Source organism: Micromonospora sp. WMMD1102 (genome assembly GCF_029626265.1).
GTDB lineage: Bacteria > Actinomycetota > Actinomycetes > Mycobacteriales > Micromonosporaceae > Plantactinospora.
On the sequence record NZ_JARUBN010000001.1, the window covers coordinates 2,017,428 to 2,041,943 of the forward strand.

Below are 24,516 nucleotides of genomic sequence, written 5' to 3' on the forward strand. Positions count from 1 at the left end.
GAGCTAACGCCATCCGGGAGCGCGGTGGCAGTCGAAGACCGACCACTTCAGCACAGCGTGACAATCGCAAATCCGGAATGTTCTCTCCGTAGTCGAGAGTCGTTTCCGCCAAGTGCGGACATGCGTATCCGGTCGCCGATCGTAATGATTCCGGGTGGGTGAGTCGATCACCCAGAGCGAACAGGTGCCAGCGGAGCCGCGCCTCGCCGCCGTCGCCGCCCGACTGGGATCCGGGTCGGGATGCCCGGCGACGGACACTGTGGAGCGGGTCTGTGGCCGACAGTTCTCGGGCCCGCGCGGAAGGCTGTGGCACGAGGGTCGCCAGATTGCGACATGATGAGGCTTCGGCGTCGTCGTGTCGAGTGAGACAATTGTCACAAGGGTCATCGCGATGACCGTACGTCGTGTTCGACGGAATCATTCCGGCGCCCCTATCGGCCCCGTCGCTTCCATTGAAGCGTGTGAACGCGCGTTTCCTTCTCGGATCGGTGACGGCGGCAGGGTCATTGCGTTCTGGGGTAGCTGCTGGTCATTGCAGTGATGAGGTCGTGCGGGCGACGGTCGGCGCGTCTGGTGGCGCGGGCGATGTTGGTATCGCCGTTGGTGCGGTGGTAACTGGCCGCGGTGTTACGTAGCGTCGCCATGATTGCGGGGCCGGTGCCGGTTCTGGCTTGGTGGAGGTCTTCACGGAACGTGACGTCGCGGACATGATGGACCTGATTCTCGATCAGCCACTCGTTTCGGGCCCAGGACTGCAGGTCCGCGGGTTGGGCGTGCTCGGCGGGGAGGGAGATGGTGTAGTAGGCGGTTTCCCTGGTGGTCTTGCCCTTGAGGGTGCGGGTGCGGGTGATCCGGACGGCCTGCTCGGCGTGAGGGAACAGCAGACCGCCGGGGGTGGCTACGGTGAGCGCCTTGACCGTGCGGGTCTCCCGCCGGCCGTGACCGGTTTCGCGGCGTCGGTCACCCACCGGGACCTGGGCCCAGGGCAAGGCCTTGAGCTGGGCAAACACGGTCGGCTGGTTACCTTTGACCGGGATGAGCAGGTCGGCGCCGCGAGCGGCGACCTCGGTCGCGTGGCTGGTCTGTGTATGGAGGGCGTCGGCCACGAAGATGAGGCCGTCCAGGCTACCCAGAACCTGTTCGACCGCGTCCAGCAGTGGGGTGAACGCGGGGATTTCGTTGCTTTTCGCGGCCACGGTGACCTGAGCGAGCACGATGCCGGTGCTGGTGTCCAGCGCGGACAGCAGGTGGACCCGGCTGCCATCGGCGCGGCGGGCGCCGCGCATGGTCTTGCCGTCGATGGCGATGACGATCCGGTACCGCCGAGGTCGGGGCGTGACCGGAGGCGGGACGCGGGTACGCAGCCAGTCGGCGAGCACGGTGGCCAGCAGGTCAGCGTCCAACCTGGTCAGCAGCCGCCAGATCGTGGTCGCGGCCGGGACGGCGCGGATGAACCCGAGCCGGGCCCTGGCGAGGTCATCGAGGTCGTGCAGCCAGTCCGCGATGGCCGCGAACGATGATGCGCCGGCGGTCACGGCGCACACCGCGACGGTCAGTAGCCCGACGAGCGGGTAACGCGCCCCACGCGGGGACCGGGGGTCCGCGATGGTGGCCAACGAGTGCTGGAGCCCAGCTTCTTCACCCTCGGTGACAAGGCGCGGTGGCGAGTCGGTGGGGGTGCGAACTGCGGACAGTACCTGAATCGGGCATGCTGACATCGCGGGTGAGGTCCTCAAGGTGTCCGGGAGCGTCGAGAACTCCATGATCACCTACAGGCCTCACCCGCCTTCCTCAACCCCGCAAGGGTCCGCCCACCCCGGGAATCCCCAGTTCAACGGCCACTCGACCAAACACGCAATAGCCCTGGTGACGGCGGTCGGCCGGGATTTGCTCACAGCGTGCTACCGACGACCGCGTGGCCGACCGGTGGCAGGTCGCCGGGGTCCGCCTGGAGCAGCAGCTCGGCCACGGCCGGGGCGTCAACCGCAGGTGCGCGAGGCCAACCAGCCGGCCATCGCGCGTACCCCGTACCCGATGGCCCGCTCGTCCGGGTCGAAGGCGCCGAAGTGCGGAGCCGCGGTTTCGACGCCGGCACCGGGAGCCCGGACGCCGAGGAAGGTGTAGGTGCCGGGGAGCCGGTCGAGGAAGAGCGCGAAGTCCTCGCCGTTGAACGGCACCGGGGCGTGCAGCGTCCCCACCCGGGCCCGGCCGATGGTCCGGTGCAGGTAACCGCGCAGTGCCTGCGCCTCCCGCCGTGGGCAGATCATCGCCGGGAACGGGTCGGCGGGGAAGTCCACCCATCCGCCGTACGCCGCCGCCAGCCGGCGGACGTCGTCGCGGATCTCGGTGTAGCGCTGCTCCGGCCAGCAGCGGTAGGCCAGCGGGATCTCGGCCGGGCGGGTCCGGCCGAAGAGGTCGGCGTCGAGCATCGCGGCGGCGCCGCTCAGCGTCTCCTCGGCCGGCTGGAAGACGAACACCGCCGAGCCGCCGAGCCGGCCGCGCAGCAACGCCAGGACCTCCGCGACACCCACCCCGACGGTGGTGTGCACGTCGTGCCCACAGAGGTGCGCGGGGGCGGTGCCATCGCCGAACTGGTCGGCCGGCGCCACCGCGTCCATGTCCGCCCGGTAGGCGACCGTCCGGCCCGGGTACGCGCCGGTGAGCGCGCCCACGACGCCGTGCCCGCCGACACCGGTCCGCACGTCCAGGCCGGCTGCGCGGAGCCGCCCCGCCACCAGCGCGGCGGTCCGCCGCTCCGCACCCGCCGTCTCCGGGTGCCGGTGGATGTCCCGGCGCAGCTCGACCAGGGTGCGGTCCAGCCGGGACGCCACGGCGTGGACCGAACGAGGGTGCGGCGGCCGGCCAGGACCGCCGGCGCGGGCGGCCGCCGGTGGCGCCAGCCCGGCTCCGAGTGCGGCGACCGCGGCGCCACCGAGCAGTGCCCGTCGGCTGACGCGGCCGTTCTCCGAGTGCGACATCGTTCCTCCGGTGCTGTAGGACTCCTTCGGTACGACCGTTCCGACACCGTCGGTCGGGGCGTCGAGAAAGAGGTGTCGGGAAACCCGGGGTAAGTGTGTGTTCCGCGACCGTCGGAAAGCACTGCGGCTGGCCCGCCTCTGGAAGGCGGGGTTGTCCCTACCGACCCGGTCGGTGCCGGCCGTGTCCAACGGTGTCCAACGGCGTCCAGCCGGCCCGCTCGGCGGATGCCGCCCGCCCTACCTTCACAGGCAACGGGAATGTCGTGTGTGTACCCGAGCCAGGGAGGATCCGACGATGAGATCGAGAGCCGGCATGGCAGTGGCCGTCGCGGTGGTGCTGGGGTTGGTCTCGGCGTCCGGGCAACCGGTGCCGGCCTTCGCCGGGCCCGCCGCGCCGCCGCAGCCGGATCCGGTCGGGGTGACCAGGCAGGACGAGGCGCAGGCGCTGGCGGCGGACCTCGCGACGCTGGCGGAGGAGCGCGGATGGACGTCGGCCCAGGCGCGCGCCCGGCACGAACTCGCCGAGAAGATACGCCCACTGCACCGTACGCTCGCGGAACGGCTGCCGGACACGTACGTCGGCGGGGTGCTGCCCGAGCGGCCGGGCGAGGCGCCGACGTTCCTCGTCAAGGGAGTGGCGCCGGAGTTCGTCCGTACCATGGTGGCCGCCTCCGGGCTGCCGATCCGGATCGTCGACCGCCAGCCCTACTCGGCCGGGGAGCTGGCCGACCGGTCCAGGGCGGTGCACGGGCAGCTGAAGGCGTTGGGCTACACGTCGGTCACCACCGCCGCCGACATCACCTCCGGGCAGGTGCGGGCGACCGTCACGGCGAAACCCGGCACCGCGCTCCGGGGCGTGCCGAGCACGTCCGCGTCGATCAGCGCGGCGCTGCCCGCGTCGTTGCGGGCCGGGCTCGATCTCGACGTGGTCGAAGGACCGGCCAACCAGCGGCACACCAGCCTGTTCGGCGGGATGCCCACCACCCGTCCCGGCGCCGGACTGATCTGCACCACCGGCTTCTCGGTGAGCCCGGGCGGGTTCGTCGGGGTCACCACCGCCGCGCACTGCAACAACAGCCAGGCCGTGCACAACGGCGCCCGTCATCCGCTGAACCTCTTCGACGAGCATCTCGGCGACTTCGGCGACGTGGAGTGGTCGACCTCCGACGTGCCGGTGACGGACGACTTCGTCGCCGGGTCGACGGAGACCCGGGACGTCACCGGGGTACGGCGGCTTGCCGACATGTTGATCGGTGACCAGGCGTGCGTGTTCGGCCAGAGCACGGGACTGCGGCGCTGCTCGTTCATCGCAGACCTGGACGTGTCGATCACCGACCGGCGGGGCACCTCGCACCGGCAGGTGGCGGTGCGGGACAACATCACACAGGTCGGCGACAGCGGTGGTCCCTGGTTCGTTGGCACGGTGGCGTACGGCACGCACGTGGGCAACGCCCAGGTGAACGGGGCGACGGTCTCCGCGTTCAGCGTCGCCGACCTGTTCGACGAGGCTCTCGGCGTGCGGGTCATGCGCTAGGAGCCGGTCCGGGGGGCGGTGCAACCGGGGTGTCGGGTGAGGGGGCCCGACACCCCGGCGCGGTTCACGAGGTCGTACCGGCCGGTGACGTTGTTCGAGACCGCACTTCGTCGATCCAGGTACACAGATATGTTTGACGAACATGGCTGCTGTCCCAGATATGCATTGGTGGCGCCCTCGATCCGTGCTCAGACTGGGGACGGACGAAGGAGAGCGGATCCATGACGAATCAACCGGTACGGCGTCCCGAACCGACCACGACGCTGCTCACCGTGCTGTGGGCGGTCACCGTCGCGCACCACGTCTACGGCGGCGTCGCCTTCGGCACGCCGGAGCGCACGGTCCTGGCGATCGTCTTCACCGCGGTCTTCGCCGGCACCGTCTGGCTCGGTCGACTGGACGCGCGACGCCGGTGGGCGGCCCGGACGTACACCGTCCTGCTGGTCGGCTTCTGGGTGCTGTGGCTCGGCTGCTACGAGGGCGGCTACAACCACACGCTCTACGTGCTGCTGCGCCAGACCGGCAGCGCCGACCTGCTGCAGCGGCTCTACCCGGCCGGCAGCGACGCGGTGATCTCCGACGACATCTTCTTCCAGGGCACCGGGATCCTGACCCTGCTGGTCGCGATCGCCCTGGGACTGGCCCTGCTCCGCCGCCCCCGGCGGACGGCGTGAACCGGCGGCACGGCCGCGACACCGCCGGGCGGATCGTGGTGGTCGGCGGGTACGGCGCCGTCGGGCGGGTCACGGCGGAGACGCTCGGGCAGTGGTTCCCGGACCGGGTGGTGGTGGCGGGCCGGGACCTCCGGCGGGCGCGGGAACTCACCGCGCGGGCCCCGACCGCCCTGCGCGCCGAGGCCGTCGACGTCGGCGTGCCGGACCAGGTGCACCGGATGCTGCGGGGGACCGGCCTGGTGGTGATGTGCGTCGAGCGCGGCAACGAGACCCTGGCCCGGGAGTGCCTGCGGCGCGGGATCCACTACCTCGACGTCAGCGCCTCCCGGGCGTTACTGGAGGGAATCGGCCGGCTCGATCCGCTCGCGACGGCCAGCGGCGCGACCGCCGCGTTGAGTGTCGGACTCGCTCCGGGGTTGACGAACGTGCTGGCCCGGCTCTGCGTCGACCGGCTGCCGGACGCACGGCGGGTGGAGATCGCCATCCTGCTGGGCGCGGCCGGGGACCATGGTCCCGACTCGGTCAGGTGGACCGTCGCCCAGCTCGGCCAGCCGGTCCGGCCGCCGTACGGCTTTCCGGTGCGTACCCGGACTCCGCTGCCCGGGTTCGGTGACCGGAGCACCTACTGGTTCCCCTTCTCCGACCAGTACACCCTGGCCGGAACGCTGGGTGTGCCCGTCGCCACCAGGATCTGCTTCGACTCGCCCGCGCTGACCGGCCTGGTCTTCGCGCTCCGGTCAGCGGGCCTGTTCGCCCTGCTGGGGCGGCTCGGAGCGGAGCCCATCCTCAACGCCGCCCTGTCCCGCCTGCACACCGGAACCGACCGGTTCGCGCTGCACGTCACGGCCGCCGACGCCGACGGCCGGCGGGTGTGCTGCGCCGCGACCGGACGCCAGGAGTGCCGGGCCACCGGAATCGTCGCGGCGCACGTCGCCCGCCGGATCTTCCTCGGGCAGACCACACCGGGCGTACGCCACCTGAACCAGCTCGTCGATCCCTCGGCGTTCCTCGCCGAGCTGCCGACACGACAGCTCACCCTGCACCTGGACGGCGAGTCGCCGACCGCGCGGCCGAGGGGCGGCCGGTAGGTGTCAGGTCGGGCCGTGCCACCGGTCTGACCTCACCCTGCGGCGCCCGTGGCACTGACCGACCCTGCTGCACATCGCCGACCCTGCGCCGCCGGGCGGGCGGGGGCCAGGACGCGACCGGTGGCGAGCGGCGGTACTCGATCGCGAGACTGTCGAGCTGCCCCGCTGGTGCTCCCACAACGAGGGACCGGCCAGTTGTCGGAATTGTCGCGCCCCGCCTGTGCGCCCAGCTCTACAGTCTGCGTCGCTCGGTTGGCCTGCGTCGCTCGGTTGGCCTGCGTCGCTCAGCTGGCCTGCGTTGCTCGGTTGGCCTCCGACCAGGTGACCGGACTGTCAGGCAGTCGCGGCCGCGTCCGTGGCCTCGGGGCGCTCGGCGGCGCGGTCCATCAGTTCGGTGAGGCCGGTGATGTCCAGGGTCGACGACAGGAACGGCGGGATCGCGCGTACCGCGACCGGTATGCCCGACTCGCGGCCACGGCTCCAGGCGTACACCAGCACGGCCAGGCCGGTGCTGTCGATGAAGGTCAGCCGTTCGACGTCGATCGTCAGGGTCGCCGGTCCGGCGTCCAGCGCCGAGGCCAGCGTGCCGCGCAGCAGTTCGGCGCAGGGAAAGTCGAGGTCGCCACCGACCTCCACGACGGCGTGTTCACCCTGGTGGAGGTCGATCATCAGCGGAAACGGCGCGGGTCTCGCCTGATCCAACTCGTCACCTCCCACGTCGTCAAACCCCGGGCTTCAACTGTAGGGCACCGGCCGCCGCGTCGCCCGGCGGGACGACGCCGGCTCGCCGCCCAGGTCCGGGCCGCGTCGGCCGATAAATGCCGGGTGACAACTAACCGCGTAGGGTGGGGGTACGCAGGGCAGACGGTCAGGAGCACTCCACCCACGTGAACACCGCCAATCTCGCCGGTTGGGAGTCGGGCGGTCGCCGGGTTTCCCGGGCGACGTCGGACGGGTTGAGCACGAAACCAGTGCCCCTACCCTCCGTGTCGCCTCCATCGACCTTCGGTGACGAAGTCGTCGACAACTTCCGCGAGGGCGTGGTGGTGTGCGACGCCTCCGGAGTCGTCCTCGGGATAAGCGAGCCCGCCGCCGCGCTGCTGCCCGGACTCGTGGTGGGCCGCACCTTCGCCGGCTGTGGCGTACCGCCGCTGCTCGTCGGCGAGCAGACCCTCACCGACCGGCGGGTGCGGTGCCGACAGGTGAGCGTCAGCATCGGCGGGATGGCGAGCACCGTCTTCTACGTCGAGGACGTGACCGACGCCGTCGCCCGCTCCGACGCGCTGCTGGCCGAGCGGGGGCGGGCCAGGTTCCTGGAGACCGCCAGTCAACTGCTGGGCAACCCGCTGCACGAGGACCGGGCGGCTCGGGCCGCCGCCCGGCTGGCCGTACCCCGGCTCGGTGACGTCGCCGTCGTGGTGCTGACGCCGCGCCGCGGCCGGGCCCGGTGGTGGCGGGCGGTGCTGGCCGACGACGGCGAGCGGCACACGGTCGACGGCGGCCTGCTGACCGCCGGTCAACTGCCGCCCGCCGTCGAGGAGGCGTGGCAGGGCGGCGAGCCGTCCGAGGCCGACTGGCTGGCCGACCAGCTCGCCGAGGTGGGCTGGCTCGGCGACCGCGACCCGGCGGCGGTGTCGGTCCGGGTGCTGCCGTTACCGGGCCGGGTCGCGCCGACCGGAGCGCTGCTTGTGGTACGCGACCGTGCCGAGCCCGACGGTCACGATCTCGAACTGCTGCGCGGCTTCGCGGGCCGGGCCGGCGCGGCACTCGACGCGGCGGTGCTCTACCACGACCAGGCCGAGGTCGCCGACACGCTCCAGGCGAGTCTCGCCCCGGCGGACCCACCACCCGTGCCCGGCGTGCAGTGGGGTGCGGCCTACCGGCCCGCGCAGAGTTCGCTGCGGATCGGCGGCGACTTCTACGGCGCGCATGCCCAGCCCGACGGTGGCGCCCTCTTCTTCCTCGGCGACGTCTCCGGCAAGGGCGTCGACGCGGCCGTCTTCACCGGGCAGATCCGCCAGGGCATCCAGGCGCTGCGTCGGATCGAGTCCGACCCCGCGCGGCTGATGTCGCTGCTCAACGGCTCGGTGCTGGAGACCAGCCGGGCGCACGGCAACGGCCGGTTCGCCACCATGGTGCTCGGCCGCGCCCACCCCGCCCCCTCCGGCGGGCTGTCGCTGACCCTGGCCAGCGGCGGCCACCTGCCACCGCTGGTGTTGCGCGCCGACGGCAGGGTCGAAACCGTGGAACTGCGCGGCATGCTCGTCGGCGTGGTCCCCGACCCGCGGATCGCCTCGCTCCCGGTGCAGCTCGGCCAGGGCGAGACCTGCCTGCTGTTCAGCGACGGCGTGACCGAAGCGCGTGGCGGGATCCGGGGCGAGCAGTTCGGCATGACCCGGCTGGTCGAGGCGCTGCGCGGCTGCCACCGGATGCCGGCACCCGCCCTGGCGGAGCGGGTCGAGCAGGTGGTCAGCGACTGGCTCGGCGGCCGCAACCACGACGACATCGCGGCCTTCGCCATCCGGGCGGTGCCGCCGGGCGCGGTGTCCCGGCACCTGCGGGTGGTCCCGTGACCGCCGTACTCGGTCGGTCGCTGGAGGACGCCTACCCGGCGTACCTGCGCTGCCTGGACGAGGCCGACGAGCACGGTGCGATCGACCTGGCGCTGGAGTTGCTGACCGACGGCGTCGACCCGCAGGACGTGCTGCTCTCGCTTGTCGCACCGGCACAGGCGCAGGTCGGCGAGTGGTGGCAGCGCAACGAGTGGAGCGTGGCCCAGGAACACGCCGCGACCCACGTCAGCGAACGGGTGATCGCGGCGGTCTCCGCGACGGTACGCCGGCAGCCGCACCGGGACCGGGTGGTGGTCGCCTGCATGGACGGCGAATGGCACGCACTTCCGGCCCGGCTGGTCGCCGAGGTGCTCCGCCTCGACGGCTGGGACGTGACCTTCCTCGGCGCCAGCGTGCCGGCCGTGCACCTCGTCTCCTACCTGCACCGGCACGACCCCCGGGCGGTGGCGATCGGCTGCTCGCTGCCGATGCGGCTGCCGCACGCCTCCCGGTTCGTCCAGGCGTGCCGACGCGCGGACGTACCGGTGCTGGTCGGCGGCCGGGGGTTCGGCTCGGACGGCCGGTGGGCGGCCCGACTCGGCGTGCCCTGGGTCCGCGACGCCCGGGCCGCGTCCACCGCCCTCGCCGAGGTCACCCTGCCGGCCTGGGGCACGGCCCCGACCGTCGACGACACCGAGTACGCCGGACTGGTCGCCGCCCGGGTCGAGCTGATCGACCTCTGCGTCGCCCGCATCCCGGACGCCGCCCGGTACACCCCGGCTCAGCTCGACGCGACCGTCGCCGACCTCGGCTACATCGTGGACACCCTCGCCGCCGCCGTCTACGTCGACGACGCCACGCTCTTCGCCGAGTTCGCCGTCTGGCTCGGTGAGGTGCTGGCCAGCCGGAAGGTGCCGCTGCGTACCGTCGACACCGCCTTCGACCTGATGGCCGGGCGGCTGCGCGACTTCCCGCGCGCCCTGCGTATCCTGCGCTCCACCCGTCTGAGCACGGACGACTCCTGACCGGGACACCGGTGACCGGGACACCGGCCGCCGGTCCCGGAACCCGTCGGCCGGCTTGTCGAAGCGCGGCCGCCGAAGCGCGGCTGTCAAGCGCGGCCGCCGAAGCGCGACAAAGGGCCTAGATCACCGTGACCTCCGGCAGTCGGGCGGGTTACGGTTTCAATGATCGACAGGTCGGGCGTCGGCGGCACGCCGCCGCGGAGGCGGTACGGGCCCGCCCCGGAGCGACGGGTCGGGCAACGGAAGAGGGAGTGAGCGTGGCGCAGCGCAGGGCACTTGTGGTTCGCGGCGGCTGGGAGGGACACCAGCCGGTCCGGGCGACGGACTTGTTCATCCCGTTCCTCGAACGCAACGGCTACGCGGTACGGGTCGAGGAGTCGACGGAGGTCTACGCCGACGCCGCCGAACTGGCCGCGACCGACCTCGTCGTGCAGTGCGTGACGATGTCGGAGATCACCCGCGAGCAGCTGGCGGGGCTCACCGCCGCCGTCGTCGCCGGCACCGGCCTCACCGGTTGGCACGGCGGCATCGCGGACTCGTTCCGGGCCTCCTCCGACTATCTGCACCTGGTGGGCGGCCAGTTCGCGACCCACCCGGGCAAGGAGCCGTGCGAGCGGCACGGTGGCGAGGAGGACAACTTCCTGCCGCACACGGTGAACATCACCCAGCAGGGCCGGGAACATCCGATCACCGCCGGGATCGAGGACTTCGAGCTGGTCACCGAGCAGTACTGGGTGTTGCACGACGACCTGAACGACGTGCTGGCCACCACCACGCACCCGACCCGCCCGTGGCACCCGTGGCACCGGCCGATCACCTGCCCGGCGATCTGGACCCGGCTCTGGGGCGCCGGACGGATCGTCGTGACGACCCCGGGACACAGCCTCGACGTGCTGGAGCACCCGAACGTGCGTACCGTCATCGAGAGGGGAATGCTGTGGGCGACCCGCACGGCGTCGGCATCGTAGGTCTCGGGGTCATCTCCCGGGCGTACCTGGAGACGCTCGCCGACCATCCCGAGCTGCGGATCGCCGCGGTCGCCGACCTCGACCCGACCCGCTCGGCGGCGGTCGCCGCCGAACTGCCCGGCACCGAGGCGGTGAGCGTCGAGCGGCTGCTCGACCATCCCGACGTGCGGACGGTGCTGAACCTGACGATCCCGGCGGCGCACGCCGAGATCTCGCTCGCCGCAATCGACGCCGGCCGGAACGTGTACGTCGAGAAGCCGCTCGGCGTCACGTTCCCGGAGGGCCGCTCGATCGTCGACCGGGCCACCTCGGCCGGCGTCCGCCTCGGCTGCGCACCGGACACCGTGCTGGGCACCGGCACCCAGACCGCCCGCGCGGTGATCGACGAGGGGCTCATCGGGCGCCCGCTCTCCGCCCTGGCCGTGATGGTCACCCCGGGACACGAGCGCTGGCATCCGGACCCCGACTTCTACTACGCCCCCGGCGGCGGTCCACTGCTGGACATGGGGCCGTACTACATCTCCGCCCTCGTCCACCTGCTCGGGCCGGTACGCGCGGTGATCGGCGCCGCCGCCCGGCTGCGTACCGAGCGGGTCATCCGGACCGGTCCGCGCGGCGGCCAGACGATCCCGGTGCGGGTGGACAGCCACGTCTCCGGGGTACTCGAACACACCGGCGGTGCCCTCTCCACCATCACGACGAGTTTCGACGGCGTCGCGACGACGGCGGCGCCGATCGAGGTGCACGGCGAGGACGCCAGCCTCGCCGTACCCGACCCGAACCGGTTCGACGGCCAGGTGCGGATCCTGCCGCTCGACGGGCGCTGGGACCCGGTCCAGGCACGGGCGGGCTACGCCGAGGCATCCCGGGGGGTGGGCCTGGTCGACCAGGTCAGGGCCGATCCGCAGCGTCCGCCTCGGGCCGGTGGCGAGTTCGCGCTGCACGTGCTCGAGGTGATGACCGCGCTGCTCCGCTCGGCCGACGAGGGACGGCGGATCGAGCTGACCAGCACGGTGCGGCGGCCCACGCCGGTCCCGTACACCGGGGTCGAGGACTGGAAGGAGGCGCGGGCGGCGGCGGGCTGAGCCGGCGCGACGGCGGCATCACGGGGGCGCACCCGGTGCGCCGGGGTGAAATTCGGTTGCCGTGCGCGCCGGGTTGCCGCAGGGTTGCGGACATGACGTACTGACCGGCACCGCCCCAGTCGAGCCCACACCGCAGCAGCGCGCTGTCGCGCACCGGTGGGAGGGCCGTAACGCCGTGAAGTCCGTACCCCTCTCCAGGAGTGAGTCTCCTTGTCGCAGCAGACGTCCCGGCCGGAGTCCGCTCCGGACACCGGGCCCGCCGCCGTCACCGTCTTCGCCTCCGCCCGCAGTTGGATCGAGTCCGACGCCGTCGACCAGTGCCACCAGGTGGCCGCCCTGGACGGCATGGTCTCGGTCGCCGGCATGCCGGACCTGCACCCCGGCAAGGGTGCCCCGATCGGCGCCGCCATGGTCTCGACCGTGCTGTACCCGTTCCTGGTCGGCTCCGACATCGGCTGCGGCATCGCGGTCTTCCCGGTCGACCTGAAACGGGTCGTACCCGAGCAGGTCGCCCGCCGTTTCCCGGACCTCGACGTCGCCCTGAACCCGGAGCGGGACGTCGACCACCCGGCCTGGGCCGTGCTGGACGGCGAGATCCCGGCCGGCCACCTCGACGGACTCGGGACGGTGGGCCGGGGCAACCACTTCGTCGAGCTGGCCCGGATCCGGACCGTCCTCGACCCGGGCCACACCGCCCGGCTCGGGCTCGCCGCCGACGACCTGGTGCTGATCGTGCACAGCGGCTCCCGGGGGCTGGGCGAGCGGATCCTGCGGGCGCACACCGAGCGGTACGGCGCCGGACCGGCCGCCGATCCGGCGGACTACCTACGGCGGCACGACGAAGCCGTCCGCTGGGGGTCGCTCAACCGCCGGCTGCTGGCCGCCCGGGTCCTGCACGCGCTGGGCGCCAGCCCGACCGAGCCGATCGTCGACGAGTGCCACAACCTCGTCGAGTGCCGCGACGGGGCGTACCTGCACCGCAAGGGTGCCGCCCCGGGCGACGGCCGGGACGTGCTGGTCGCCGGCACCCGGGGCACCTGCTCCTATCTGGTGGCCGCGCACGCCGGCCCGCAGGCCAACTTCTCGGTGGCGCACGGCGCCGGCCGCAAGATGTCCCGGGCCGACGCGCTGCGCCGGGGGCGGGTCAAGCACACCGTCGAGGAGCTGCGGCGTACCCCGGTGGGGTCGCTTGTGGTCTGCGGGGACCGCCAACTGCTCTTCGAGGAGGCGCCGACGGCGTACAAGCGGATCGAACAGGTGATCGCGGACCTGGTCGCGCACGGACTGGCCACCCCGGCCGCCACGACGGTGCCGGTGGTGACCTACAAGACCATCGACCGCGGCGGCCCGGCCCGTCCCGCCGGGCGGCGAGAGCGCCCGGAGCACCGCCGGGGTCGGGGGCGGCGGTGAGCGCGACGGCACCGGCCAGCCAGTTGCTGATCTCGGCCGGGCGGGGCCCGCAGGAGTGCGCCTGGGCGGTCGCCCAGTTGCTGCGCAGACTGTCGGCGGAGGCCGCCCGGCGGGGGCTGGTGACGTCCCGGGTCGAGTCGGTGCCCGGGGACCGGCCCGGCACCTACCGGTCGGTGCTGGTCGGGATCGCCGGCGACGGTGCCGAGGAGTTCGCCGACTCGTGGACGGGCACCCTCTGCTGGCAGGCGCCGAGCCCCTACCGGGCGGGCGCGGGCCGGAAGAACTGGTACGTCGTCGCCCGCCCCTGCCGGCTCGACGCCCCGCGCACGCCGTTCGCGGAGGTGGACGTCGAGGTCGTCGGCTGCCGCACCGGCGGGCCGGGCGGGCAGCACCGGAACAAGGCGAGTACCGCCGTGCGGGCTACCCACCGCCCGTCCGGGATCGTGGTGGTGGTCGACACCGAGCGGCAGTTCAGCCAGAACCGCCGGATCGCCCTGGAGCTGATCCGGCAGCGCATCGCGGCCGGCGACCGGGCGGCGGGTCAGGCGCTCGGCACCGCCCGCTGGCGGATCCATGACGATCTCGTCCGCGGCGACCCGGTACGGGTCGAACGGCCCTGACCCACGCCCGGACGCTGGTCAGGGCCTCGGGGTCGGGACGTGCGGGTGTGCGCCGACGAGTTCCTCCGGCGCGGAGAGGGACCACGCCTCGTAGACCAGTTCGGCGAGTTCGTCGACGTCGATCCGGGGCAGGTGCACGACGACCCAGCCGAAGCCGCCGGCGGTGAACTGCACCTCGAAGACGTCCGGCCGCTCGGCGACCAGCGCCGCCTGTTCCGACAGCGACTGTTTCAGCCCGACAGTGCTGGTACGCGGCCAGTGGTAGCCGAAGCGGATGCCCCGGACGCTGAACGAGGTGTAGTCCCGCGCCTGGGCGTGCTCGACCTCGGCCAGCCTCGCCACCATCCGCAGGAACTGCGCGCTCGGTACTCCCACGCCGGACATTCTGGCCTACCCGCCGGAGCCTCGGGACACGGCCGTGACCCCCCGTCGCGGTCGGGGAGATCATGCCGGTGGTCGGGCGGACGTACCCGCTGCGTCGGACGGCCGGGCGAGCGCACTCGTCGAGACCGCGCACGCCGTGGCAAGATCGTGCTGACGGTGTAACCGTGCGTGACCGGCTCGCCTGTGCCCTGCACGCGCTCCGAAAAATTTTGATCGTGTCGTCCGACCGCAATTGCCGACGACTGCCAGGCACGCACCGGCTGTGGCCTGCGGAAGATCGCTCGAACGCGCCCGCGACCCGGGACCGGGGGCGTCCGTTCGGCCATCGCCGAGGGTGTTCGGACGGTAGCTCCGATCAAGAGCGAATGGCATGCTTGGTCGGGAAGCAACCCGGAGGTGTGGGGTGAGCGGATCAGGACAGCAGGACGGAGCCGGTGACGGTCCGATGGCCGTACGGATCCTGGTGGGGGCCCAACTACGACGACTGCGCGAAGAACGGGGACTGACCAGGGCGGAAGCTGCCGAGCCTATCCGCGCGTCCGAGTCGAAGATCAGCCGGATGGAGCTGGGCAGGGTCGGCTTCAAGGAGCGCGACGTACTCGACCTGCTGTCCCTCTACGGCGTACACGACGAGCGGGAGCGGGCGACGCTGCTGGAGCGGGTACGCGAGGCCAACACGTCGAGCTGGTGGCACCCGTACAGCGACGTCACGCCGAACTGGTTCCAGCGGTATCTGGGGCTGGAGGCGACCGCGATGCTGATCCGGACCTACGAGGTCCAGTTCGTTCCTGGTCTGCTCCAGACCGAGGACTACGCCCGGGCGGTGGTGCGCCTCGGCCACGGGTCGGCGCGGGAGGACGAGGTCGCCCGCCGGGTGAGCCTGCGCATCCAGCGGCAGCAGGTGCTCAGCCGCCCGGATCCGCCGCTGCTCTGGGCGGTGGTGGACGAGGCCGCGCTGCGTCGCCCGGTCGGCGGGGTACAGGTGATGCGCGACCAGCTCGAAGCGTTGATCACCATCGTCACCAAGATGCCGAACGTCAAGCTCCAGGTGATCCCGCTCGCCGCCGGTGGGCACGCCGCGGCCGGCGGAGCCTTCACCATCCTGCGTTTCCCGCAGCAGGACCTGGCCGACCTCGTCTACATCGAACAGTTGACCAGCGCGCTCTATCTGGACAAGCGGGAGGACGTCGACCGCTACTTCGAGGCGGTGAACCGGCTCTTCGTCGAGGCCGCACCGATCAAGGAGACCTTCCAGATCCTGGACCGGATCATCCGCGACCTCGGCGAGACGCCCCGCTGACCGGAGGGCGGCGGCCGCCGCCGCGGCGGCAGGGTCGCTCGGCAGCCCGGGCAACCGGGGCGGGGTCTACCAGAAATGACCTCGGTGCCCGGGGGGCGGCCCGAGTCACCGCCGGGGGCGCAGCCGTGCCCGGTCGCGTACCCGGCGGATCGGTCGTAGCGGGCGGGTGACCGTCACCGGGGCGGCGATCGCCGGATCGTTGGTGAGCACCGCCCGGTGCAGGCTGCGCAGCTCCTCGCTGGGCCCGACGCCGAGCTGGTCCACCAGCACCTCCCGCACCGACTGGTAGGTCTCCAGCGCCTCTGCCTGCCGGCCGGCCCGGTAGAGCGCCACCATCAGCCGTCCCCACATCGACTCCCGCAACGGTTCCCGGGCGGTCAGGTCACGCAGTTGGGGCAGCAGGTCACCGTGCCCTCCGGCGGCGAGCAGCAGGTCGATCCGGCGCTCGGTCACCCCGTACCACTCCTCGGTCAGGCCGGGTGCGTGCTCCGCGACCAGCCATTCCGAGGCCACGTCCTGCAACGGCATGCCCCGCCAGCAGGCGAGTGCCGCGTCGAGCAGCCGCAACTCGTCCGCCGGCCGGGCCGACCGCGCCGCACCGGCGAGAGCGCGGAAGCGGTACACGTCGACGGTGTCCCGGGGCAGGTCCAGGGTGTAGCCGCCGGTGCCGCTCGCGATCACGTCCGTGCCGAGGTCGTGCCGGAGCCGGGTGACGATCGTCGAGAGTGCCCGCCGGGCCAGTTCCGGAACGTCCTCGCCCCACAGGTACCGGGCCAGCACGCTGATGCTGACACTCCGCCCCGGAGTGAGCGCGAGCGCGCCGAGCGTCACCTGCCGGCGAGGCGCGGCAACGCTCACCGGCCGGCCGTCCACGAGCACCCGGACCGGCCCGAGCAGACCGATCTCCAGTACTCCGTTCACCATCCACCCCCCGATCGATGGAAACCGTTGTCAGCTACCAGCAGTGTCCGCAGACCGGTCGGGGCGCCCAGTCCGGCGGGACGAGCCGGATCATCCGGGCGACCAGCGGGTCCTCGGTGTCCAGCGGGCGCGCCTCGAGCCGGTGGTCCAGCTGGTCCCACACCACCCGGACGCACTCGATCCGGACCAGGTAGTCGGTGACCACGCAGATGGCGAAGTCCACCGTACCGAACGGCAGCCGCTTCCGTTCCGAGAACGGGCTGACCCCGACGTTCGCGTACGGCCGCAGGTGCGACATGTAGACGAGGCCGTGCGCGAAGCCCGGCTCGTAGATGGCGTACCCGAAGGTGGCTCCGGTCTTCTCCTGGGTGCAGTCGAGTTGGCCGGCGAGGGCGAGGAAGTCGCCGTCGTTGGTCTCGTCCAGGGTCGCGGTCTCGATGCTGCCGGAGGTGCAGGCGATCCGTTCCCAGACCAGCGGGTCGGCCGCCGTCGCCGGGCTGGCGGCGAGCGAGCTGGCAACAGCGGCGGCCAGCACCGCGATCAGGCGTCTCATCGGTCTTCTCTCTCGACGGGCGGGGTGTTCCTGGGTGGGCTCGCCGCCTGCATCGCGCCGAGGGCGAGGCCGAGCTGGAAGCGGTTCTCCACGCCGAGCCGGTCCATCAGGGCCCGCAGCGCGTAGGTGACCGAGCGGGCGGACATGCCGAGTTCCCTGGCGGCGCTGGTGTCGGTGTGCCCCTCGGCCAGCAGCGTGACGAGTGTCTTCTCTCGTGGTGTGAGCACGACCTCGGGTACTCCGTTCCGGCGCGGATCCGTCGCGTCCGTCCAGCGGCGGACGAACAGCGAGACGAACGACTCGACCGCCGCGGGTTCGACGATCTCCCAGGTGTCTCGGTGCAGGTTGTTCGGGTCGACGGCGACCAGCGCGCCCCGACGGTCGAAGACCATCAGCTTGTGCGGCAGCCGGGGCGCCTCGCGGTACTCCCCGCCGAGCCGGGCGAACTCGGTCGCGTGCCGGGACGACCGGTCGCCGTCGGCGGGTGCCCGCCCCAGCGAACGTAGCCGGATCCGGCGCCGCGGCAGCGCGATGTCGATCGGGCCGGCGATCGCCAGGACGTCGGTGCTGAAGACCTCTTCCGGGTTCATCGCCAGGTGCTCGGCCCGCTCCACCGCCCGCCCGCCGGCCAGCGCCCCCGTCCCCCTGCCCGTCATGAACAACTCCCTCCCCCTGGGAATCGGTACGTCGCGATGTAAACACAGGACGGCACCGATGTCTCGAGCCAGCAAGATCATCATGGTGATTTCTTGCGAGATCGCGCAACCGGCCCGCCCGGGCTGCCGGCCAGGCTGCTCCGGCACGCTTCACCGGGATGGTCCACCCGCCCGGCGTCCGCGGGCCGGGCCCGGATTTGAACCGTCGGCGCGGAAAACCCGTTCTAGCTCACGAGTGGTCGCGCTGTCGTGGGCGTGCTCCGCCGTGCCGGTACGGCCTCCAGGAGAGGATCTTCGGGTTGTCACTCTTCACGCGCTCGCCACTGGGCCCGGATCAGGAACGGACGACCACGAAGCACGATCCGCCACCGGACGGGCACTCCGAGGAGCACCCGACCGACGCGCGGCCCGCCTCCGCCGACACCACCACCACCACCACCGCGGGCGGCGACGACGGTCCGGCCGGCGAAGACGGTGGTGACACCCCGGCCGGTGGTGGCGCGACGGATGCCCCGGCCGGTGGTGAGGCGACGGATGTCCCGGCCGGTGGTGGCGCGACGGATGTCCCGGCCGCGCGGGTGCGGCGTGCGACCCTCCGGCGGCTCCGCAGGCAGACGACGACGGTAGCGGCGGCCCTGCTGGTGCTGCTCGCCCTGACCGCGCCGAACCGGCCGGACCAGTTCACCCTCGGCACGCTCGCGCGCATCCCGATGGAGGCACTCCTCGGCATCGTGCTCCTGTTGGCGCTGCGGCCGGGGGCGCGACGGGTGGCCGCCGTACTCGGTGGTGTCGGTATCGGCCTGCTGGTGCTGCTCAAGGTCGTGGACATCGGCTTCTACGCCGTACTCGCCCGGCAGTTCGACCCGGTCCTCGACTGGATCCTGCTGGACGACGCGATCTCGTTCCTCACCGACTCGGTCGGCCGGATCGGGGCGATCGGCGCGGCGGTGCTGGCCGCGCTGCTCGTCGTCGCGGTACTCGTGCTGATGACGCTGGCGGTGCTCCGGCTGACCCGGCTGGTGGCCCGGCACGACGTCGCCGCGACGCGTACCGTGCTGGCGGTCGGTGCGGCCTGGCTGGCCTGTGCCGTGCTCGGCGTGCAGATCGTGCCCGGCGTACCGGTGGCGGCCCGCAACACGGTCGGCCTGGCGCACGGACGCGCGCACCAGATCCGCGACGGCCTGCGGAGCCAGCAGGAGTTCACCCGGCAGGCCGGCGTGGACGCCTTCCGCGACGTCCCCGGCGACCGGTTGCTGACCGGCCTGCGCGGCAAGGACGTGCTGCTGGTCTTCGTGGAGAGCTACGGGCGGGACGCGATCGAGGACCCACGGTTCGCCCCACAGGTCAACGCGGTCCTCGACGCCGGTACGCAGCGGCTGGCCGCCGCCGGCTTCGCCTCGCGCAGCGCCTTCCTCACCTCGCCGACGGTGGGCAGCGGCAGTTGGCTGGCCCACTCCACGCTGCTGTCCGGGCTCTGGATCGACAGCAACCAGCGCTACCGCAACATCGTCACCTCCGACCGGCTGACCCTCACCGGTGCCTTCAGCCGGGCGAGCTGGCGGACCGTCGGCATCATGCCGGGGGTGACCCGGGCCTGGCCGGAGGGGGAGCTGTACGACTACGAGAAGGTCTACGACTCGCGGCAGCTCGGCTACCAGGGCCCGAGGTTCAGCTGGGCCACGATGCCGGATCAGTACGTCCTGGCGGCGTTCGAGCGGTACGAACACGGGACGCCGGACGGACCCCCGTTGATGGCCGGGATCACCCTCGTGTCGAGCCACGCGCCGTGGACGCCGATTCCCCGGTTCGTCGACTGGGACGAGCTCGGCGACGGGACGGTCTTCGAGCCGATGGCGAGACAGGGCCAGTCGAAGGGCGCGCTCTGGAGCGACCAGACCAGGATGCGGGCCGAGTACCGCCGGTCGATCGAGTACTCGCTGACCAGCGTCATCTCCTATGTGGAGGAGTACGGCGACGAGGACACGGTGGTGGTCTTCCTCGGTGACCACCAGCCCTCGCCGATGATCACCGGTGCGGGCGCCGGCCGGGACGTCCCGATCACCATCGTCGCGCACGACCCGGCGGTGCTGGAGAGGATTTCCGGGTGGGGCTGGCAGGACGGCCTCCGGCCGGGCCGGCGGGCGCCGGTCTGGCGGATGGACACCTTCCGGGACCGCTTCCTGACCACCTTCGGACCGCGGGGCGCCGCCTGACGTCCTTCCGACCGGCGGCCTTTTCCTCGGTGGGAACGCCCCGGCGCGTCAGGGCTTGTGCCCGACGCCGCCGTAGCCGTCGACCGGTTCCGCGTCGGGGTCCTCCGGGCGCCAGCGGGAGATGGAGACGATCCCCGGCTCCAGCAGGGTGAGGCCGTCGAAGCAGCGTTCGATCTGGGCCGGACTCCGCAGCACGTACGGGACGGCGCCGGTGTCGTCGTAGCCCTGCTGGGCCTCGTCGAACCCCTCGGTGGTGTTGGTGCTGTCCCAGAGCACCAGGTAGCTGCCGCTGGGCACGGCGGCCATCACCCTGGCCACGATGGACTCCGCCTCGGCGTGCTCGGCGACGTGCCCGAGCACCCCCATGAACATGACCGCGATCGGCTGGTTGAAGTTCAGGATGTTGCGGGCGTCGGCGATGATCTGCTCGGGATCGTGGAAGTCCGCGTTGACGTAGTCGGTGACCCCTTCCGGGGTGGTGTTGCTGAGCAGGGCACGGGCGTGCGTCAGCACCAGCGGGTCGTTGTCGACGTAGACGATCCGGGACTCCGGCGCGGCCCGCTGGGCCACCTGGTGGGTGTTCTCCAGGGTCGGCAGGCCGGTGCCGATGTCGAGGAAGTTGCGGACCCCTGCCTCGGTCGCCAGGTGGTGCACCGCCCGGATCAGGAAACGCCGGGACTGCCTGGCCAGTGGGACGATGCCGGGGAACTGTTTCCGGTACGCGTCTCCGGCCTCCCGGTCGGCGGCGAAGTTGTCCTTGCCGCCCATCCAGTAGTTCCAGATCCGTGCGGAGTGCGGGACTCCGGTGTCGAGCCCGCCCGACCGTCCGCGGTGCGCGGGCAGCGCTTCCTTCGTCACGTGGCCTACCTCGAAGTTCCCGTAGCGGACGCGTCGCTCCACGGTAGAGCGTCGCCGGCGGCCCCCGCCCCCGCCGGTACGTCCCGTGCGGCCAGTGGTGTGGCCGGGGCGGCCAGTGGTGCCCGTACCCGGATCGGCGGAACCGCTCTCGACCCGGAGGCCGACGCCGGCGGTTCTGCGCTCAGCCGGCAGCGCCGGCCGGGTCCGCCACCGCCTCGTCGCCGGAGGACCGCTCCGACCGGGGGCGGAGCCGGACCTTGGTGATGGCGTGCCGGTCGATCTCGGCGACCTGCGCGGTGAAGGCGGGCAGGTCGACGGTCTCGCCGGCCGCGGTCGGGATGTGCCCGAGCCGGGCCAGGACCAGCCCGGCGACGGTGGTGTAGTCGCCGTCGTCGGGCTCGTCGAGTTCGAGCCCGATGTCGGGCAGGTCGTGGATCGGAAAGGTGCCGGCGACCAGGAGTGTCCCGTCGGGTTGCCGGACCACGGCCTGAACGTCGCGGTCCGTCTCGTCGTAGATCTCCCCGACGATCTCCTCGATCAGGTCCTCCATCGTCACGATGCCGTCGTTGGCGCCCCGCTCGTCCACCACCACCGCGAACTGCTGGCGCTGCTGGCGCATCTGGCGCAGCGCGTCGGTGACCCCGAGCGTCTCCGGCAGGAACAGCGCCGGAGCCATCCGGTCGCGCACCTGGGCGCCGTCGTCGAGCAGGTCCCGCAGGTGTACGACGCCGACCACGTCGTCGAGGCCGCCCCGGGTGACCACCGGGGCGCGGCTGTGGCCGGACTCGGCGAGCTGTCGCCGGGCCGTTCCGGTGGGCAGTTCGGCGTGCAGGGTGACCACCTGCCCGCGCGGGACCAGGATCTCCCGCAGGATCCGGTCGGCGATCTCGAACGCCCCGCTGATGATGGTGCGGTGTTCGGCGGTGAGCCCGCGCTGGGCCGTCACCATCTCCCGCAACTCCTCGGCGCTGACCTCCTCCGGGCCGCCCTCCGGGTCGGCACCGGTGAGCCGGACCACGACGTTGGTGGATTTGCTGAGCAGCCAGACCGCCGGGCGGGAGAGTGCGGCGAGTACGTCGAGCGGCCGGGCCACCACCAGCGCCCAGCCCTCGGCCCGCTGCATCGCGATCCGCTTCGGCGCCAGCTCGCCGAGGACCAGGCTGACGAAGGTCAGCAGGATCGTCACCAGCACCACCGAGGCGGGTTGGGCGGCCGAGCCGAGGAAGTCGAGCAGCGGCACCAGGGGTGCGGCCAGCGAGACCGCGGCGGCGGCGGAGGCGAGGAAGTTGGCCAGGGTGATGAAGATCTGGATGGTGGCCAGGAAACGGTTCGGGTCGCGGGCCAGCTTCGCCAGCACCTGCCCGCCGCGCGACTGCCGCTCCAGCCGCTGCACCTGGCTCTCCCGCAGCGACACCAGCGCCATCTCGCTGCCCGAGAACGCCGCGTTGACCAGGACCAGGAAGAGAACCAGTGCCACCTGTAACCCGTAGCCGTCCACCGAAACTCCCGGCCTCCTCGTCGTCGTCTCTGGCCTGTCGTGGGGTCCCAAACCTAGCCGGTCGGCACCGGCCGGGTACGGCTCAGGTGGCCAGCAGGATGGTCATCCCGAGGTAGGTGGCCAGCAGCAGTACGCCCTCGAAACCGAGCCGCCCCCAGCCGCAGGTCTGCCGGACGAGCAGCCCGGCGAGCAGGATCGCGGTCATGAACAGCCCGGTGGTGGTGATGAAGAGGTCGTCGTTGCCGGCGGCGTGGTAGATCGAGCCCTGCCGGTACGCGACGTCGCCGACCACCAGGGTGATCACGTCGAGGATGTTCCCGCCCAGCACGGCGGCGACGGCCAGGGTGACCGCCCCCCGGCGGACGGCGGCGATCGCGGTGACGGTCTCCGGCAGGCCGTTCACGACGCCGAGCAGTACCCCGCCGGTGAACCCGGCGGTGAGGCCGGTGGTCTCGACGACGCTCTCCGCGGCCAGCGAGACCGCCCAGCCGCTGGCCGCGACGACGGCGCCGACCAGGACGAACCGCACCCACAGCGCGGCCATGCCCCGCTCGTCCAGGGCGCCGTGCTCCTGCGGTACGTCGGGTTCGGTCTCGGTGGTGCCGACCGCCTGCCACATCGGTGTGGTGCCGGCGGTCCGGATCAGCCGGAGCCCGCCGAGGTAGCAGGCGACGATCACCACCGAGATCGGGTGGATGCCGAGCACCGTGACGTCCGGGGTGTAGCTGCCGAGCAGTGCGAGGGTGAGCAGGGTGATCAACAGGCAGCCGAAGAGCAGGTTCGAGGAGGAGGCGGCGGCGTGTTCGAGGTTGACCCGGCGGTGGAAGGCGTCGGCGACCGCGACGGCGGTGGTCTGGGCGGCGATCCCGCCGACGGCGTTGCTGTAGCCGAGCTGTGGATGGTCGCCGGCGGCGGTGACCGCCGTCATCACGATTCCGGAGAGCCCGGTCGCGACGCCGAAGAAGACCACCCCGAAGACCGCCTCGCCCCAGCCGGTCCGGTCCGCCAGGGCGTCGCCGAGGGCCACCAGCCGGATGCTGCCGAGGATCGTGACCAGGCCGGCGACGGCGAAGACCCCGATGCTCAGGCCGAGCGGCCAGGGCGTAGCGGGTAGGAAGCCCAGCATCGGGCGGTTATTCCCGGGTTGCCGGCTTCGAAGCGTCCGCGCGGCGCATCGTCGCCCGCCGGCCCGGTCAGCCGTCCGGCCGGTCCAGCCAGGTCTCCAGGCCGTCTAGGAGCCGTTCCAACCCGAAGGTGAAGCTCTCGTCCCAGACCCGTTCCGGTTCGTACGCGGCCGACCCGACCTCCTGCCGCCACCTGTCGTAGTGCGGATGGTCGCGGGCGATCCGCTCCACCTGGGGCTCCAGGTTCCGCACGATCTCCTCTAGCGACCGGCCGGACCTGCGGACGGTGGTGACCATCGCCGCGATGGTGGTGGCCGAGCCGATCGCGTACGAGGTCAGCAGCGCGCTCGCGTGTGACAGTTCCAGTCCGGTGAAGCCGGCTCCGCCGAGCAGGGCCACCGTGCGTTCGCCGATCCGCATCGCGTTCGGGCCGAGGTTCGGGCGTACGCCGAGCAGGCCGATCACCCACGGGTGGCGGAGCAGCATCTCCCGGGTGGTGGTGGTCAGCACCGACGCCCCGATCCGCCAGTTGGTGTCGCCGACCTCTGGTACGTAGACCTCGCCCATCACCTCGTCGACCGCGAGTTCGAGCAGTTCGTCCTTGTTCGTCACGTACCAGTAGACCGAGGTGGCGCCGGAGCCCAGTCGGGTGCCGAGCCGGCGCATGCTCAGCCCGGTCGGTCCCTCGGTGTCGAGCAGCTCGATCGCGGCCCGGACGATCTGCTCGCGGCTCAGCGTCGGCGCCCCGCCCCGGCTGGCCCGGGGCGGGCGCAGCCACACCGAGCTGGTGAACGGGTCCGACTTCGGCGGCATCCAGGGTCCTCTCGACCCGGTCAGTCTATGAGCCTGGTAGCCAAGGGTCTCCGCGGAGGTCAGTGGGCATCGACGCGCAGCGGAAGCCGGTGTGTCCCGCGCTCGTGTCCGGCGCCTCGCCCAACCGCCGGAACTCAGGACCCCCCCCGTGTCGCCACTTCGTCCACCTTCACCGCTAACTTGTAGGATATCTCCCTGGCGTTGACGCTTCCGAGGCGACGGACCTACGGTAGCAAAATCTGTAGGACATCTTGCAGACATC

22 protein-coding genes are annotated in these 24,516 nt (G+C 72.1%); 11 read left to right on the forward strand and 11 right to left on the reverse strand.

Translation table 11 applies throughout. The features are described 5' to 3' along the window. Positions 1-503: 503 nt before the first annotated feature. A complete protein-coding gene (locus O7626_RS09105; RefSeq protein WP_278060713.1) occupies positions 504-1,616 on the reverse strand; it encodes an ISAs1 family transposase in 1,113 nt (370 codons plus the stop codon). 363 nt (positions 1,617-1,979) lie between these two features. Beyond that, the gene (locus O7626_RS09110) at positions 1,980-2,978 is read right to left on the reverse strand and encodes a M20/M25/M40 family metallo-hydrolase (protein WP_278060714.1); all 999 of its coding nucleotides are present in this window, start codon (positions 2,976-2,978) and stop codon (positions 1,980-1,982) included. A gap of 295 nt (positions 2,979-3,273) precedes the next feature. Between O7626_RS09110 and O7626_RS09115 the strand changes: the two genes are divergently transcribed. From O7626_RS09115 to O7626_RS09125, 3 genes are all read left to right on the forward strand, one after another. After that, positions 3,274-4,512, forward strand: a complete 1,239-nt coding sequence (locus O7626_RS09115) for a hypothetical protein (RefSeq protein ID WP_278060715.1) — start codon at positions 3,274-3,276, stop codon at positions 4,510-4,512. Positions 4,513-4,733: 221 nt separating this feature from the next. Continuing rightward, complete coding sequence (locus tag O7626_RS09120) at positions 4,734-5,186, forward strand: hypothetical protein (protein WP_278060716.1); 453 nt, start codon at positions 4,734-4,736, stop codon at positions 5,184-5,186. Then, positions 5,183-6,274: a saccharopine dehydrogenase NADP-binding domain-containing protein gene (locus O7626_RS09125; RefSeq protein WP_278060717.1), complete on the forward strand. Its 1,092-nt coding sequence runs from the start codon at positions 5,183-5,185 to the stop codon at positions 6,272-6,274. The genes O7626_RS09120 and O7626_RS09125 overlap by 4 nt, the downstream gene beginning before the upstream one ends. A 333-nt stretch (positions 6,275-6,607) precedes the next feature. Here O7626_RS09125 and O7626_RS09130 read toward each other — a convergent pair whose 3' ends face one another. Then, the gene (locus O7626_RS09130; RefSeq protein ID WP_278060718.1) at positions 6,608-6,976 is read right to left on the reverse strand and encodes an STAS domain-containing protein; all 369 of its coding nucleotides are present in this window, start codon (positions 6,974-6,976) and stop codon (positions 6,608-6,610) included. A 284-nt stretch (positions 6,977-7,260) separates the two neighbouring features. Here O7626_RS09130 and O7626_RS09135 point away from each other — a divergent pair, with 284 nt between their 5' ends. From O7626_RS09135 to prfH, 6 genes are all read left to right on the forward strand, one after another. Next, the gene (locus tag O7626_RS09135) at positions 7,261-8,847 is read left to right on the forward strand and encodes a PP2C family protein-serine/threonine phosphatase (protein ID WP_278060719.1); all 1,587 of its coding nucleotides are present in this window, start codon (positions 7,261-7,263) and stop codon (positions 8,845-8,847) included. Continuing rightward, positions 8,844-9,851 (forward strand): cobalamin B12-binding domain-containing protein, encoded by a 1,008-nt coding sequence (locus tag O7626_RS09140; RefSeq protein WP_278060720.1) that lies wholly within the window; start codon positions 8,844-8,846, stop codon positions 9,849-9,851. The genes O7626_RS09135 and O7626_RS09140 overlap by 4 nt, the downstream gene beginning before the upstream one ends. A gap of 257 nt (positions 9,852-10,108) precedes the next feature. After that, positions 10,109-10,819, forward strand: coding sequence for a ThuA domain-containing protein (locus tag O7626_RS09145; protein WP_278060721.1), 711 nt, complete (start codon positions 10,109-10,111; stop codon positions 10,817-10,819). Beyond that, a complete protein-coding gene (locus O7626_RS09150; protein ID WP_278060722.1) occupies positions 10,789-11,904 on the forward strand; it encodes a Gfo/Idh/MocA family oxidoreductase in 1,116 nt (371 codons plus the stop codon). Before O7626_RS09145 ends, O7626_RS09150 begins: the two co-directional genes overlap by 31 nt. 210 nt (positions 11,905-12,114) lie before the next feature. Continuing rightward, positions 12,115-13,314: an RNA ligase RtcB family protein gene (locus O7626_RS09155; protein WP_278060723.1), complete on the forward strand. Its 1,200-nt coding sequence runs from the start codon at positions 12,115-12,117 to the stop codon at positions 13,312-13,314. Beyond that, positions 13,311-13,934 carry a peptide chain release factor H gene (gene prfH / locus O7626_RS09160; RefSeq protein WP_278060724.1) on the forward strand — a complete coding sequence of 208 codons (624 nt, stop codon included), beginning with the start codon at positions 13,311-13,313 and terminating at the stop codon, positions 13,932-13,934. The genes O7626_RS09155 and prfH overlap by 4 nt, the downstream gene beginning before the upstream one ends. Positions 13,935-13,952: 18 nt before the next feature. On the opposite strand, the gene O7626_RS09165 is transcribed toward prfH, so the two are convergent. Further along, entirely contained in the window at positions 13,953-14,309 is a 357-nt protein-coding gene (locus O7626_RS09165) for an MmcQ/YjbR family DNA-binding protein (protein ID WP_278060725.1), read from the reverse strand. A 454-nt stretch (positions 14,310-14,763) separates the two neighbouring features. Between O7626_RS09165 and O7626_RS09170 the strand changes: the two genes are divergently transcribed. After that, positions 14,764-15,618 (forward strand): helix-turn-helix transcriptional regulator, encoded by an 855-nt coding sequence (locus O7626_RS09170; RefSeq protein WP_278060726.1) that lies wholly within the window; start codon positions 14,764-14,766, stop codon positions 15,616-15,618. Positions 15,619-15,723: 105 nt separating this feature from the next. Here O7626_RS09170 and O7626_RS09175 read toward each other — a convergent pair whose 3' ends face one another. From O7626_RS09175 to O7626_RS09185, 3 genes are read right to left on the reverse strand one after another with little or no spacing between them, the layout of a single operon-like run. After that, positions 15,724-16,542: an AfsR/SARP family transcriptional regulator gene (locus tag O7626_RS09175; RefSeq protein ID WP_278060727.1), complete on the reverse strand. Its 819-nt coding sequence runs from the start codon at positions 16,540-16,542 to the stop codon at positions 15,724-15,726. A 31-nt stretch (positions 16,543-16,573) separates the two neighbouring features. Further along, positions 16,574-17,092, reverse strand: coding sequence for a hypothetical protein (locus O7626_RS09180; RefSeq protein ID WP_278060728.1), 519 nt, complete (start codon positions 17,090-17,092; stop codon positions 16,574-16,576). Beyond that, a complete protein-coding gene (locus tag O7626_RS09185) occupies positions 17,089-17,748 on the reverse strand; it encodes a helix-turn-helix transcriptional regulator (protein WP_278060729.1) in 660 nt (219 codons plus the stop codon). The genes O7626_RS09180 and O7626_RS09185 overlap by 4 nt, the downstream gene beginning before the upstream one ends. Positions 17,749-18,047: 299 nt before the next feature. Here O7626_RS09185 and O7626_RS09190 point away from each other — a divergent pair, with 299 nt between their 5' ends. Continuing rightward, positions 18,048-19,961: a sulfatase-like hydrolase/transferase gene (locus O7626_RS09190; RefSeq protein WP_278060730.1), complete on the forward strand. Its 1,914-nt coding sequence runs from the start codon at positions 18,048-18,050 to the stop codon at positions 19,959-19,961. 48 nt (positions 19,962-20,009) lie between these two features. Here O7626_RS09190 and O7626_RS09195 read toward each other — a convergent pair whose 3' ends face one another. From O7626_RS09195 to O7626_RS09210, 4 genes are all read right to left on the reverse strand, one after another. After that, on the reverse strand, positions 20,010-20,819 hold the full coding sequence (locus O7626_RS09195) for an SAM-dependent methyltransferase (protein ID WP_278060731.1): 810 nt from the start codon (positions 20,817-20,819) through the stop codon (positions 20,010-20,012). Between the two features lie 181 nt (positions 20,820-21,000). Then, positions 21,001-22,317 carry a hemolysin family protein gene (locus O7626_RS09200; protein ID WP_278060732.1) on the reverse strand — a complete coding sequence of 439 codons (1,317 nt, stop codon included), beginning with the start codon at positions 22,315-22,317 and terminating at the stop codon, positions 21,001-21,003. An 82-nt stretch (positions 22,318-22,399) separates the two neighbouring features. Then, positions 22,400-23,443 carry a cation transporter gene (locus tag O7626_RS09205; protein WP_278060733.1) on the reverse strand — a complete coding sequence of 348 codons (1,044 nt, stop codon included), beginning with the start codon at positions 23,441-23,443 and terminating at the stop codon, positions 22,400-22,402. A gap of 67 nt (positions 23,444-23,510) precedes the next feature. Beyond that, positions 23,511-24,254, reverse strand: a complete 744-nt coding sequence (locus tag O7626_RS09210) for a TetR/AcrR family transcriptional regulator (protein WP_278060734.1) — start codon at positions 24,252-24,254, stop codon at positions 23,511-23,513. Positions 24,255-24,516: the final 262 nt, after the last annotated feature.

Excerpts from the sequence above, each read along its gene's own strand:
- O7626_RS09175 (WP_278060727.1), bottom strand. The coding sequence starts at position 16,542 with ATGGTGAACGGAGTACTGGAGATCGGTCTGCTCGGGCCGGTCCGGGTG.
- O7626_RS09115 (WP_278060715.1), top strand. The coding sequence starts at position 3,274 with ATGAGATCGAGAGCCGGCATGGCAGTGGCCGTCGCGGTGGTGCTGGGG.
- O7626_RS09205 (WP_278060733.1), bottom strand. The coding sequence starts at position 23,443 with ATGCTGGGCTTCCTACCCGCTACGCCCTGGCCGCTCGGCCTGAGCATC.
- O7626_RS09170 (WP_278060726.1), top strand. The coding sequence starts at position 14,764 with ATGGCCGTACGGATCCTGGTGGGGGCCCAACTACGACGACTGCGCGAA.
- O7626_RS09180 (WP_278060728.1), bottom strand. The coding sequence starts at position 17,092 with ATGAGACGCCTGATCGCGGTGCTGGCCGCCGCTGTTGCCAGCTCGCTC.
- O7626_RS09110 (WP_278060714.1), bottom strand. The coding sequence starts at position 2,978 with ATGTCGCACTCGGAGAACGGCCGCGTCAGCCGACGGGCACTGCTCGGT.
- O7626_RS09185 (WP_278060729.1), bottom strand. The coding sequence starts at position 17,748 with ATGACGGGCAGGGGGACGGGGGCGCTGGCCGGCGGGCGGGCGGTGGAG.
- O7626_RS09120 (WP_278060716.1), top strand. The coding sequence starts at position 4,734 with ATGACGAATCAACCGGTACGGCGTCCCGAACCGACCACGACGCTGCTC.
- O7626_RS09210 (WP_278060734.1), bottom strand. The coding sequence starts at position 24,254 with ATGCCGCCGAAGTCGGACCCGTTCACCAGCTCGGTGTGGCTGCGCCCG.